Raw genomic sequence first — 12,944 nt, forward strand, 5'->3', positions numbered from 1 at the left:
AGGCCCCCGCCGGGTAACCGGCGGGGGCCTTGAGGTTTTCGTCAGCTCAAAGGGTCATGACTGACCTGACGAAGGGTGCAACATGACTGACTCAGCGCGGATCGAGTCTGGCCAGCTTGGTCGCGACACGCTCGCCGTAGTCGGCATCCGCCTGGCGGAAGTGCGCGATCATCTTGTCCTGCACGACGTGGCTGACACCCACCATGGTGCCGGCGATGACGTCCGTGATGCGCGACTTCTGACCTTCATCGAACAGGCGGTAGAGATTGCCGGCCTGGCTGTAGTTATCCTCATCGCTGTTGTCGTGATAGCCCATCCAGGCGTTCTGCTCCAGCGGCATCGGCGGCTCGGCAACAGTGGCGTCCGGCACCGGGGCGCCGTGATCGGCACGCTCGTTGGGGTAGAAGTTGGTGCGCGAGTACTGGCCACCTTCCTTCGTCTCTCCCGGCACACCCTGGCCGACCTGGCCGCCCAGCGGACCGCCACCGTGACCGGTGACCGGGCACATGCCCGCCATCACGCCATCACGCTGGTAGTGGTTGACCGGGCAGACCGGACGGTTGACCGGCAGCTGCTCGGCGTTGGCACCGACGCGATAGCGGTGTGCATCGGCGTAGGCCCACAGACGTGCCTGCAGCACGCGGTCCGGGGAGGCGCCGATACCCGGCACGAAGTTGGACGGTGAGAAGACGGACTGCTCGACTTCCGCGAAGTAGTTCTCCGGGTTGCGATTGAGTTCCATCTTGCCGACTTCCATCAGCGGGAAGTCACCGTGCGGCCACACCTTGGTCAGATCGAAGGGGTTGATGTGGTAGTCGCGCGCCTGCTGCTCAGTCATCACCTGGAGGTTGACGGTCCAGCTCGGACGCTCGCCACGCTCGAGGCGGGTGAACATGTCGTGCTGGTGGAAGTCCGGTGCGACCTGTGCCGCTTCGTCATCGGTCAGTGTCTCGTGGCCCTGGTCGGTCTTGAAGTGCCACTTGACCCAGACACGCTCGCCCTTGTCGTTCCACAGGCTCAGCGTATGCGAGCTGTAGCCGTTCATGGTGGTCAACGACTTCGGGATACCGCGGTCGGACATCAGGATGGTGACCTGATGCAGCGCCTGCGGATGGTTGGCCCAGAACTCCCAGCGGTTCTGCCAGTCGACCATGTTGGTGCGCGGGTCTTTCTTCTGGGTGTGGATGAAGTCAGGGAACTTGGATGGCTCGCGGATGAAGAACACCGGCGTGTTGTTGCCGACCATGTCCCAGTTGCCTTCCTCGGTGTAGAACTTCAGGGAGAAGCCGCGCACGTCACGAGTGTTGTCGCCGCTGTCCTGACCACCGGCCACGGTGGAGAAACGTGCCAGCATCGGGGTCTGCTTGCCGACGCCCTGCAGGAAGCGGGCAATGGTCAGGTCAGACAGGTCACGGGTCAGGGTGAAGGTGCCGTAGGCGGCAACGCCGCGGGCGTGGACGACACGCTCCGGAATGCGCTCACGGTTGAAGTGCGCCAGCTTCTCGAAAAGACGCCAGTTGTCGAAGGTCAGTGAGCCATTCGGGCCCGCTGTCTGGCTGATGTCATCGTGAGGCACCGGGGCGCCGTTACCAGTGGTATAGCGTGGAGTCTGGGACATGTTGACGTTCTCCTGTCAGGTAGAAAAAAGCGCTATCAAACTCGACTGGCAAGGCCAGATGCTGCTGATGTCACATTTTCATGCGCTGCTTGATGTGAAAGCCTGCAGCCCATTGTCGAATCGGGTCGGGGCCGATGCCTGCCCGGCATGTGCTGGCTTGTGGCCCCTTGATGCCTGCTTACCTTACGCACCTGGTACTTCTAGCGATAATCAATTACCAGCATACCTTCGATAATCAGCCCCTATCACCGAGCCTATCAGCCACTCTCAGCGGCGTGAACCGCAGGACGGCACTCAACCCAACGGCATCACCAACCTTGTTTACACCTTTCACCGCCACCCCATCTTCACGCCCACAAATGACCGCATCATGACCATGAAAAAGCCCCCTGACCTTCAAAGGTCAGGGGGCTTGGTGGCTCACATCATGCCTTTTGGGGCGTCAGCGCCTCATGCTGGCATCTGATTGGCACGCGCATCACGCGACCACACACGGTGAGCCAACAGGGCATCACGCAGTGGCAGGCTGGCGGCGAGCACATCATCCACCAGGATGACGCCCTCCTCGACCGGCACGCGCGCGGCGGCCAGCAATTCCTTGCCTTCACTGATCGCCACGATGGGCTTGAGGTGCTTGTAAGCCTCCTGCACGTAGTAGAGGCCGAGCCCTGATGCGGCCAGCGCCTTGACGCTGCCCTCGCCACCGGCCACGACCACGCCATCCACCGCCACGGACGGCAGACCATTGAGCATCGCGTCCGGCGCCAGCATGCTGCCATCGCTGGCCTTGATCGGTGCCATGCTCGGCGCGATCAGCAGCCCTTCGGCGCCTTCATCGCTGAGCTGCTTCTGGATGGAGCGCACATCTTCCATCGTCACGCCATCGGCCGCCAGAATCGCCACCTTGCGGGTCGCGATGCTGTCGGGCATGCGCGCCATCAGGCTCAGCGCCGGGTCGCTCTCGACCTGACTGGTGCCCAGCTCCCCTTTCGGCGCCGGCTGGGTGGTGGGCGCCTCGATACCGTGGTTCTCACCGACACGACGCGCCAGCTCCAGATCGATGTTGGGCAGGATCTCGGTGATCACCCGCTCTCGGATCCACGGGCGTTCGACCTTGGAGAGCTCGAAGGTGTAGGCCGCGATGATGTGCTCCTTCTCCACCTCGGTCTGGCTGTTCCAGAACAGGGTGGCCTGGGAGTAGTGATCCCCGAAGGAGGCACTGCGCGCACGCACCTTGTGCGCCTCGATGCGCTCATGATGTGGCTCGTAGCCGCCATGTTCATCCGCAGGCGGCGGCGTCTCGGAGGGCCAGCCACCATCGATGGAGTTCGGCTCGTAGGACGCCTGCCCGGTGTTGATGGTCTGACGATGCTGGGCATCGCGCTGGTTGTTGTGGAACGGACACACCGGCTGATTGATGGGGATCTCGTGGAAGTTCGGGCCACCAAGACGCAGCATCTGGGTATCCAGATAGGAGAACAGACGCCCCTGCAGCAGCGGGTCATTGGAGAAGTCGATACCCGGCACGATGTTGGCCGGATTGAAGGCCACCTGCTCGGTCTCGGCGAAGTAGTTGTCCGGATTGCGATCCAGCACCATCTTGCCGATCGGCACCACCGGCACCAGCGATTCGGGGATCAGCTTGGTCGGGTCGAGGATGTCGAAATCGAAGCTGTGTTCATCCTTCTCTTCCACCACCTGGATGCCCAGTTCCCACTCCAGCGGCGCACCGTTCTTGATGTCATCCCACATCATGCGGCGATTGAAGTCCGGGTCACGTCCCCACAGCTTCTGGGCTTCATCCCAGATCAGCGAGCAGGTACCCGCCACCGGCTTCCAGTGGAACTTGACGAAGCGCGACACGCCTTCACGGTCGATCAGACGGAAGGTATGCACGCCGAAGCCTTCCATGTTGCGGTAATGGCGCGGGAAGGCACGATCCGACATGGTCCACAGCACGGTGTGGGTGGTTTCCGGCATCAGCGACACGAAATCCCAGAAGGTGTCGTGGGCCGACTGCCCCTGGGGAATCTCGTTGTGCGGCTCCGGTTTCACCGCGTGCACGAAGTCCGGAAACTTCATGGCATCCTGGATGAAGAACACCGGGATGTCGTTGCCGACCAGATCCCAGTTGCCTTCATCGGTATAGAACTTGGTCGCGAAGCCGCGCACGTCACGGACGGTGTCATTGGAGCCGCGCGAGCCCTGTACGGTGGAAAAACGCACGAACACCGGTGTCTTCTTCGACGGATCACGGAACACGCCGGCCTTGGAGTACCTGGCGGCATTGTCGTACGCCTGAAAATACCCGTGCGCGGCCGCGCCACGCGCGTGGACGATACGCTCCGGAATACGCTCGTTGTCGAAGTGGTTCATCTTCTCGCGGAAGATGAAATCTTCCATCAGGGTCGGACCGCGTTCCCCCGCCTTCAGCGAGTTGTGGTTGTCCGCGATGCGCAATCCCTGATTGGTACGCAGGTCATGCCCCTCGGCATCCGCGCGATAGGTCTCCAGCGCCTCGTCCTTGGCCTTGCCATCCCCGGCATTGGGCTGGGTGTCATGTGGCCCGTTGCGATTGGGATGGGTATAGGGGTTCTCCGCGTCTGCCGAGCGGTTCTGGCCCTCGTGGTACGGGCACTTGGCGCTGTCGGCATTTGACTGGGGTGAGGATGCTGAATCGTGCTCATTGCTCGCCATGCTCAAACGCTCCTGTTTTCGCTAGATCTGCAACGCGCCATCCGGGATGGCGTCGAAGTTGATTCGGCCTTGCGATGTCCTGTCAGCGGCGCCGCATCGTCAGGCCTTGGACTTGACCTTCGAGACGATCCACAGCAATACCACCGCCCCCACGATCGAGACGACCAGCGAGCCGATGATGCCGGTGGAGGCCAGCCCCAGCAGCTTGAAGATGACGCTGCCCAGCAGGCCACCGACCACACCGACGACGATGTTGCCGAGAATGCCGAAGCTGCCGCCACGCATGATGTTGCCTGCGATCCAGCCAGCCAGACCACCGATGATCAATCCAAGAATGATACCCATCTGCTGTCTCCTTTCTTGCGGATGAAGTGGCGCTGTACGCCAAAGGGTCAGATTTCCCGATTGTCAGAACGAGGAGCCGGGCTGGCGAAGAAATGCCTCCTCCTGTGGCGTGGAAACACGGCCGAGAATCGCGTTGCGGTGCGGGTAACGGCCGAATCTACGCACGATGTCCGCATGCCGTCGCTCGAAGCGCAGCGTGTCCTCGAGCCCTGGGCGTGCAAACAGCGCTTCAGCGTGTTCATGGACACGCAACGACTCGCTGTGCATCCACGGCATGATGACGAAGGGTTGCCAGGCCAGCGGGAGGCGTTCGAGATCCCCCAGCGCCACGGCCTGCTGGGAGAGCGCGAGTGCCAGGCTGTCGCCACTGAAGGCGCGCGGGGTATCGCGATGGATATTGCGCGCGAACTGGTCCAGCACCAGGATTTCCGCCAGCCGACCACCGGGAGTGGTGCGCCACTCCCACAGTTCACAGACCAGTGCCTGCTCGAGAAGCTCCGCGAACCGTTCACGCAGCTGAGCATCGAGGGCCTCGCTCTTGCGAAACCAGTCCTTGGGCGTCAGTCGAGTGAACCAATGTGCGAGCACCGGCCGTGCCTGGGGATGGCTATCCGCGATCAGCCTGTCGGCATCCGATGGCGCGGTGCCGGTTCACGGGACTGCATGGCGATCATGGTTCTGACACCTGATCGTCATCTTGAGCATGGAAAGTAGCCTCTCCCGTGAGCCCTGTCAGCCACCGCGGCACCTTTGCCGCCGCTGCCATCCTGATGCCAGACCGTAACAAGGAAGCCCTTCATGTCCCGCCGTCTGTCTGATCTGCTACCTTCCCGCTCCTCGCGCACGACACCTGCCTCCCCCTCGCGCACGACACCTGCCTCGCCCACCTCGCAGGACGACGCGAACGCGAGCCCCGGTGACTCGCATGCCGCACGCGCCGGCGCACCTTCGCGAATGGACCGCCGACGCCTGCTGAGCCGTGGCCTTCAGGGTGCCGGCGTAGGCCTGCTGGCAAGCTCAGGCCTGCTGGGCGCCCCGGCCATCGTGATGGCCGAGGGCCGTCGCCCGGGCATGCCCTCTGGCGTGATGAGCGGCGACGTGACCGCCAGCCGCGCCATGCTGTGGAGTCAGACCGACAAGCCGGCCCGCATGCTGATCGAGCTGGCCGACAACATCGAGATGCGTGGCGCCTTCCAGATGCGCGGCCCCGTGGCCTTGCCGGCCGACGGCCTGACCAGCAAGCTGGATCTGACCCGCATCAACACCCGCGCCAATGCCAGCGGTGAAGTCTTCTACCGGGTACGCTATGCGGCACTGGATGACCACCGCGCCATCAGTGAGGCGACCACCGGGCGTCTGGTATTGCCGCCCGGCGTTCAGACACCACGTGCGCTGCGTTTCGTGTGGTCCGGTGACACCGTCGGCCAGGGCTGGGGGATCAACCCGGATTTCGGTGGATTGCGCCTCTACGAGACGATGCGTCAGGTCAAGCCGGACTTCTTCCTGCATTCCGGCGACACCATCTACGCCGATGGCCCGCTCGAGGAGAGCGTCACTCAGCACGATGGCAGCCTGTGGCGCAATATCGTCACGCCGGCCAAGTCCAAGGTCGCCGAGACCCTGGACGAGTATCGTGGTCAGTACGCCTACAACCTGATGGATGAGAACCTGCGTCGCTTCAATGCCGAGGTGCCGATGTTCGCCCAGTGGGATGACCACGAGACCACCAACAACTGGTATCCGGGCGAGATTCTCGAGGATGACCGCTACACCGAGAAGAATCTCGACGTGCTGTCCGCCAATGCGCGTCGTGCCTTCCTCGAGAACATGCCGCTGCGGACCGGTCCAGCCGCGCCGGAACGCATCCACCGCAACTTCAGCTTCGGCCCGGGGCTCGAGATGTTCATGCTCGACATGCGCAGCTTCCGCGGCCCCAATTCCGCCAATCGCCAGTCCGGGCGTGGCCCCAAGACCGACTTCCTGGGGCGCGATCAGCTGGCATGGCTCAAGCAGTCGCTCAAGGCCAGCACCGCCACCTGGAAGATCATCGCCTCCGACATGCCCATCGGCCTGCTGGTGCGTGACGGCGACAATTTCGAGAACGGTGCCAATGGCGATGGTGAGGCGCTGGGACGCGAACAGGAAGTCGCGGAGCTGCTGAAGTTCGTGCGCGATCACGACATCCAGAACCTGGTGTGGCTGACGGCGGATGTCCATTACACCGCCGCGCACCACTACTCGCCCGAGCGCGCCGTCTTCAAGGAGTTCACGCCGTTCTGGGAATTCGTCAGCGGGCCGATCCATGCCGGCACCTACGGCCCTGGCGAGCTGGACAATACCTTCGGGCCAAGACTGGAATTCGTGAAGGCACCGCCGGAAGGTCGTGCCAACATGTCGCCCAGCGAAGGGTTCCAGTTCTTCGGTCAGGTGGATCTTGATCCCGAAAGCGAAGCACTGACCGTCACGCTCAAGGATATCCACGGCGCCTCGCTCTATCAGAAGGTGCTGACGCCTGGCTATGTCTGCACGCTTCAGACAATTGGGGAAAAATGTCAGACAAATTGTCAATGGAGAGGTGAGCGCATTTCTCTGACACTGATCGGCACGCTGGTTGTCGATCACTGACCGCCTGCCTCGAGGTACCGCGCGCCAACGGTGAGGCAGGCCAATCGGGTGATGGGCAACTGAGCAGGCAGGCCTCCGAGCCCTGTTGTTCAACAAGGATAACGCCATGAATGCCCTCACCCTGAGCTCCTTCGTGTTCTTCACGGGGCTGGTCGCCGTGATCACCTGGTGGCTGACCCGTCGTGACGACACATCGCCATTCCACCGGCTACTTTCTTGCCGGCCGCAGTCTGACCTTCCCGATCATCGCAGGCTCCCTGCTGATGACCAATCTCTCCACCGAGCAGATGGTGGGCCTGAACGGGGCCGCCTTCACCGATGGCCTCTCCGTGATGGCCTGGGAGGTGGTGGCCGTGGTCTCGCTGGTCGCGATGGCCATGTTCTTTCTGCCACGCTTCCTCAAGAGCGGCATCACTACCCTGCCGGAGCTGCTGGCACTGCGTTTCGATCGCACCACCCAGCTGCTGGCCAACCTGATCTTCATGCTGGCCTACGCCATCATCCTGCTGCCCAGCATCCTCTATTCCGGCGCCCTCGGCCTGATGGGCGTGCTGGATTTGCACGCCCTGACCGGCATCGATTCACCAGATGGACTGCTGTTGACCGGTACCGTGATCGCCGTCGGCATCGCAGGGGCCATCTATGCCCTCTTCGGCGGTCTGCGCTCCATCGCCATCTCCGACACCCTGAACGGTATCGGGCTGCTGATCGGCGGAATGATCATCGTCTACTACGGGCTGGATGCGGATCAGTGATGGCAACGGTATTCTCGCCGGGTGGGAGACACTCAAGGAGACCCACCCGGAGAAGCTCAATTCGCTGGGCGGTGATGACCAGTCAGTGCCGGTCTCGACCCTGTTCACCGGGGTGCTGCTGCTCAACATGTTCTACTGGTGTACCAACCAGCAGATCATCCAGCGTACCTTCGCCGCCAAGACATTGGCCGAAGGCCAGAAGGGGGTGCTGCTGACCGGCGCGCTCAAGCTGCTGGGCCCGCTGTACCTGGTACTGCCGGGCATCATCGCCTTCCAGCTCTACGCCGGTGATGGCATCAAGGCTGACGCCGCCTACGGTCGCCTGGTCTTCGATGTATTGCCTGCCCCGCTGACCGGCTTCTTCGCCGCGGCGATGGTCGGCGCGATCCTGTCGTCCTTCAACTCGGCGCTCAACTCCACCGCCACGCTGTTCAGTCTCGATGTCTACAAGGCACGCCTCAAGCCGTGATGCCAGCGATGAAGAGGTGGTCAAGGCGTCCAAATGGGCGGGCTGGATCATGGCAGCCGCCGCGATGACCATCGCGCCGCTGCTGGCGACTCAGGAAAGCCTGTTCGTCTATATCCAGAAGGTGAACTCCATCTACTACATCCCGCTGTTGGCGGTGATCGTGGTCGGACTTCTCTCCAGGCGCGTGCCGGCCATCGCCGCCAATCTGGCGCTGGTGCTGGGCTGTAGCGGTCATCGGCCTGTTCTACTTCGTGCCGGTGCTTCTCCGAGCGTGGTCGACAAGGTGCACAACTTCCACTTCATCGCCATCGTGCTGGTGCTGTTGATCGCCCTGATGCTGGTGATCGGCAAGCTGGCACCGCGTGCCGAACCCTGGATCCAGCAGGATGTCGGTGCCATCGACATGACGCCCTGGGCCGGCACGCGCATCGCCAGCATCATTCTTCTCATACTGGTGATGATCATCTATCTGGCCTTCGCCGGCTGAGCACTGCAGCGAGCCAAGCCCCGAAACCAACGTATGTTCTACAAATGGCGGATAGCAGGAACTCGGGAGATACCTACACTGTCGCCAGACTTGCCGCGAATGTTACCGGTGAGTCTCGTCACGGACGATGACACAGCTCGCTGTGTGCATTGCATCGATACTGCTGGACTGAAGGAACCCTCCTCCCATGCACGCCCTTACCCTTGTTTCTTTCGTGTTCTTTACCGGCCTGGTCGCCGCCTTGACCTGGTGGTGGACACATCGCGATGACACCTCGCCATTCCACCGGCTATTTCCTCGCCGGACGCAGTCTGACCTTCCCGCTGATCGCGGGCTCGCTGCTGATGACCAACCTGTCCACCGAACAGATGGTCGGTCTGAATGGCGCCGCCTTCACCGATGGTCTGTCGGTGATGGCCTGGGAGGTCATGGCGGTGCTGGCGATGGTGGTGATGGCGCTGTTCTTCCTGCCACGCTTCCTCAAGAGCGGCATCACCACCCTGCCGGAACTGCTGGCGCTGCGTTACGGGCGCAGCACCGAGCTGATCACCAACCTCATCTTCCTGTTCGCCTATGCGGTGATCCTGCTGCCGATCATCCTGTACTCCGGTGCCATCGGCCTGCAGGGCATGCTGGATCTGCCCTCTCTTACCGGCATCGGCTCACCCAATGCACTGCTGTGGATCGGTACCATCTGGGTGGTCGGCATCATCGGCGCCATCTATGCGCTGTTCGGTGGCATGCGCTCCATCGCCATCTCCGACACCCTGAACGGCGTGGGACTGTTGATCGGCGGCATGCTGATCGTCTGGTTCGGTCTCGATGCCGATGAGCGACGGCCAGGGCGTGATGGCTGGCTGGGACACGCTGACCGCCGCCAATCCCGAGAAATTCAATTCCATGGGCAGTGAAGACCAGTCGGTGCCCTTCTCGACCCTGTTCACCGGCGTGATGATCATCAACTTCTTCTACTGGTGTACCAATCAGCAGATCATCCAGCGCACCTTCGCCGCCAAGACCCTCGCCGAGGGTCAGAAAGGCGTGCTGCTGACCGGCGCACTCAAGCTGCTGGGCCCGCTGTATCTGGTGATTCCCGGCATCATCGCCTATCACCTCTACGCCTCTTCCGGCGTCAAGGCCGACAGCGCCTACGGCCAGCTGGTGTTCGACGTGCTGCCCGCACCGCTGACCGGCTTCTTCGCCGCCGCGATGGTCGGGGCGATCCTGTCATCCTTCAACTCGGCGCTGAATGCCACCACCACGCTGTTCTCCACCGGCATCTACAAGGCGCACCTGCAGCCGTGATGCCAGCGACGAGGAAGTGGTCAAGGTCTCCAAGGGTTTCGGCTGGGTGCTGGCGATCGCTTCCATGACCCTCGCGCCGCTGCTGGCCGGTCAGGAGAGCCTGTTCGGTTACCTGCAGAAGATGAATGCCATCTACTTCATCCCGATCTTCGCCGTGGTACTGATGGGCCTGCTGACGCGTCGCGTGCCGACCATCGCCGCCAACCTGGCGCTGTTGATCGGCTGCAGCGGTGATCGGCGTGGTCTACTTCGTGCCGGCGCTTCTCCGAGCGTGCTGGACGTGATCCACGAGTTCCACTTCGTCGGCCTGGTGTTCGTGCTGCTGATCGCGATGATGCTGATCATCGGCAAGCTGGCACCGCGTGACGAGCCATGGATCCAGCAGGATGTCGGCGCCATCGACATGACCCCCTGGAAAGGTGCCAAGGTCTGTGCGCTGCTGCTGGTCGTGCTGGTGATCGCCATCTATCTGGCCTTCATCTGACAGCCAGGCCGCCGAGCGCTGGCAGCGCGCCGATGTGCTGACGGACAGCTTTCTGGAGGTGGCGCTCAAGCGTGAATACCAGCCCGGCAGCAGCGCCTCGCTCACCCGCTGGCAGGTGCCGATCACGGTCTGGCTCGATTCGCAGCTGGGTGACGCCCGCCTGCAACGCCAATTGAGCCAGGTCCAGTTTCGTCATCTCTCCGCCATCACCGGCCAGCCGCTGAGTTTCGTGTCCTCCGCCAGAGAGGCCAACCTGCGCATCGCCTTCATCACCCGGGACCACATGACTCGCGAGGCCGCCGCCTACGTCGGCAAGCAGCAGGCCGCCACCCCGGGCATGCGCAAGGCACTGCGGGAAGGCGTATGCCTGACACTGTTCAAGACCGGGGCCAATCAGGCCATCGCCAGTGGGCTGATCCTGATTCCGGTCGACTACGCCCGCCAGAAGGGACGTCTGGTGGATTGCATCATCGAGGAAACCGCCCAGCTGATGGGATTGCCCAATGATTCGGACAGGGTGTTCCCCTCCATCTTCAGCGACGTCACGGTGGATCATTGGCTGAGTCCGCTGGATTACGTGCTGCTCAAGATGCTCTATGCCCCGGAACTTTCCCCCGGCATGTCAGCCGATGAGGTCCGCGCCGCGCTGCCTGCGGTCATCCAGCGACTTGCCGAGCAGGGCGAGCTGTCACACGCTGTCCGTCGGGTGCGCAAGGGTAGCCTGCGGGAATGGGCGGGAGAGTAGGCGGATTGGAACGCCTGAGCGGAGCACAGGCATAATCAGGACAGGCGCACCAGGCGCCGCAATCCGTCGGAGCTGCGTCATCATGTCATCCTCATCCTCATCCTCCACTGCCGGTCGGGCCCGCCTGCCGCTGGCCGTCACGCTGTTGTCGCTGTGCCAGGCCTTGCTGGTCAGCGGCAACATCCTGTTGATCGCGGTCTCGCCGCTGATCGGTGCCCAGCTTGCCTCGAGCAGCTGGTCGACCGCGCCGGTCGCGACCCAATGGCTGGGCCTGATGTGCGCCACCATCCCTGCCTCGCTGATCACCGCACGCCTCGGACGACGCCGCGGCTTCGTGCTCGGCAATCTGTGTGGACTGGCAGGCGCGGGGCTGGCCGTGCTGGCGCTGCATCTTCAGCATTTCGGGCTGTTCCTGTTCTCCACCTGGCTGGTGGGTATCGGGATCGGCTTCGGCCAGCTGTATCGCTTCGCGGCCATGGAAGCCGCGCCCCCGGAGCAGCGGGAGCGCGCCATCGGGCTGGTGATGGGTGGCGGCGTGCTGGCAGCCTTCTTCGGCCCCTGGCTTGCCCGCACCAGTCATGCACTGGCCGACACGCCCTTCCTGGGCAGCTTTCTCGGGCTGGGAGCGCTGTATCTGGTGGCGTTGCTGCTGTTGGCCTTCATTCGGCTGCCCAGCGAAGGCAGCGCCCAGTCGGACGGCGATGATGAACCCGAACCCGCGCGCCCGTTGGGCGTGATCCTGCGCCAACCGACCTTCCTGCTGGCCGTGCTCAGCGCGATGGTCGGCTATGGGGTGATGAACCTGGCGATGACGGCCACGCCACTGGCCATGGCGCATGCCGGACACGGCTTCGATCACGTCGCCACCACCATCCAGTGGCATGTGGTCGCGATGTTCCTGCCCTCCTTCTTCACCGGACGCCTGACCGCACGTTTCGGCACCGGCACCATGATCATCACCGGCTGCGCCTTCCTGCTGGCAAGCCTTGGCACCGCGCAGCTGCTGGCCGCCGGCTATCTGACCGGCACCCAGGGCTTCTTCCTCGGCCTCATCCTGCTCGGCATCGGCTGGAACTTCACCTTCCTGCCCGCCACCACACTGCTGACCCGCTGTCATCGCCCCAACGAGAAGGCCCGCACCCAGGCCGCCAACGAGTTCCTCGTCTTCACCACAGGCGCGGTGACGGCACTGCTGGCCGGACCACTGGTCAGCACGCTGGGCTGGGCGTTGCTCAACCTGCTGTTGATCCCCGCCTGCCTGCTGCCCGTGGCACTGCTGGCATGGCGACAGCTTGCCTTGCGTACCGATCGCCCGCAGATACAGCACTGACGGCGAGCATCACGGCGCACGACGTCGGCCATTGGCCATTGCCGGATTCGCGTTCACCATCACCTGCCGATCTGCCGTCACGTC

General features: G+C 63.0%; 13 protein-coding genes. 9 read left to right on the forward strand and 4 right to left on the reverse strand.

Features of this window, described 5'->3' with window-relative positions; translation table 11 throughout:
* Window positions 1–91: 91 nt before the first annotated feature.
* From CU110_RS12985 to CU110_RS13000, 4 genes are all read right to left on the reverse strand, one after another.
* A complete protein-coding gene (locus CU110_RS12985) occupies window positions 92–1,618 on the reverse strand; it encodes a catalase (RefSeq protein WP_084209298.1) in 1,527 nt (508 codons plus the stop codon).
* 450 nt (window positions 1,619–2,068) lie between these two features.
* Window positions 2,069–4,315, reverse strand: a complete 2,247-nt coding sequence (gene katE, locus CU110_RS12990) for a catalase HPII (protein ID WP_127736259.1) — start codon at window positions 4,313–4,315, stop codon at window positions 2,069–2,071.
* A gap of 99 nt (window positions 4,316–4,414) precedes the next feature.
* Window positions 4,415–4,660 carry a GlsB/YeaQ/YmgE family stress response membrane protein gene (locus tag CU110_RS12995; RefSeq protein WP_084209300.1) on the reverse strand — a complete coding sequence of 82 codons (246 nt, stop codon included), beginning with the start codon at window positions 4,658–4,660 and terminating at the stop codon, window positions 4,415–4,417.
* Window positions 4,661–4,723: 63 nt separating this feature from the next.
* Window positions 4,724–5,248, reverse strand: a complete 525-nt coding sequence (locus tag CU110_RS13000) for a DUF924 family protein (RefSeq protein ID WP_240665387.1) — start codon at window positions 5,246–5,248, stop codon at window positions 4,724–4,726.
* 210 nt (window positions 5,249–5,458) lie between these two features.
* Here CU110_RS13000 and CU110_RS13005 point away from each other — a divergent pair, with 210 nt between their 5' ends.
* The 9 genes from CU110_RS13005 to CU110_RS13025 all read left to right on the forward strand — a co-directional run bounded on the left by CU110_RS13005 (window position 5,459) and on the right by CU110_RS13025 (window position 12,860).
* Window positions 5,459–7,285: an alkaline phosphatase D family protein gene (locus tag CU110_RS13005; RefSeq protein WP_240665388.1), complete on the forward strand. Its 1,827-nt coding sequence runs from the start codon at window positions 5,459–5,461 to the stop codon at window positions 7,283–7,285.
* 182 nt (window positions 7,286–7,467) lie between these two features.
* The gene (locus CU110_RS17755) at window positions 7,468–8,040 is read left to right on the forward strand and encodes a hypothetical protein (protein WP_276317865.1); all 573 of its coding nucleotides are present in this window, start codon (window positions 7,468–7,470) and stop codon (window positions 8,038–8,040) included.
* Entirely contained in the window at window positions 8,027–8,509 is a 483-nt protein-coding gene (locus CU110_RS17760) for a hypothetical protein (RefSeq protein ID WP_276317866.1), read from the forward strand. The genes CU110_RS17755 and CU110_RS17760 overlap by 14 nt, the downstream gene beginning before the upstream one ends.
* Window positions 8,481–8,996, forward strand: a complete 516-nt coding sequence (locus CU110_RS17265) for a hypothetical protein (protein ID WP_240665389.1) — start codon at window positions 8,481–8,483, stop codon at window positions 8,994–8,996. The genes CU110_RS17760 and CU110_RS17265 overlap by 29 nt, the downstream gene beginning before the upstream one ends.
* Before the next feature lie 266 nt (window positions 8,997–9,262).
* On the forward strand, window positions 9,263–9,907 hold the full coding sequence (locus CU110_RS17765; RefSeq protein WP_276317867.1) for a hypothetical protein: 645 nt from the start codon (window positions 9,263–9,265) through the stop codon (window positions 9,905–9,907).
* Window positions 9,846–10,301, forward strand: coding sequence for a hypothetical protein (locus CU110_RS17770; protein WP_276317868.1), 456 nt, complete (start codon window positions 9,846–9,848; stop codon window positions 10,299–10,301). Before CU110_RS17765 ends, CU110_RS17770 begins: the two co-directional genes overlap by 62 nt.
* Window positions 10,246–10,785 (forward strand): hypothetical protein, encoded by a 540-nt coding sequence (locus CU110_RS17275; protein ID WP_240665390.1) that lies wholly within the window; start codon window positions 10,246–10,248, stop codon window positions 10,783–10,785. The genes CU110_RS17770 and CU110_RS17275 overlap by 56 nt, the downstream gene beginning before the upstream one ends.
* 34 nt (window positions 10,786–10,819) lie before the next feature.
* Complete coding sequence (locus CU110_RS13020; protein WP_205694044.1) at window positions 10,820–11,530, forward strand: DUF2927 domain-containing protein; 711 nt, start codon at window positions 10,820–10,822, stop codon at window positions 11,528–11,530.
* Window positions 11,531–11,654: 124 nt separating this feature from the next.
* Complete coding sequence (locus CU110_RS13025; protein ID WP_084209808.1) at window positions 11,655–12,860, forward strand: MFS transporter; 1,206 nt, start codon at window positions 11,655–11,657, stop codon at window positions 12,858–12,860.
* Window positions 12,861–12,944: the final 84 nt, after the last annotated feature.

This window comes from Cobetia sp. ICG0124 (genome assembly GCF_004006355.1).
GTDB lineage: Bacteria > Pseudomonadota > Gammaproteobacteria > Pseudomonadales > Halomonadaceae > Cobetia > Cobetia marina.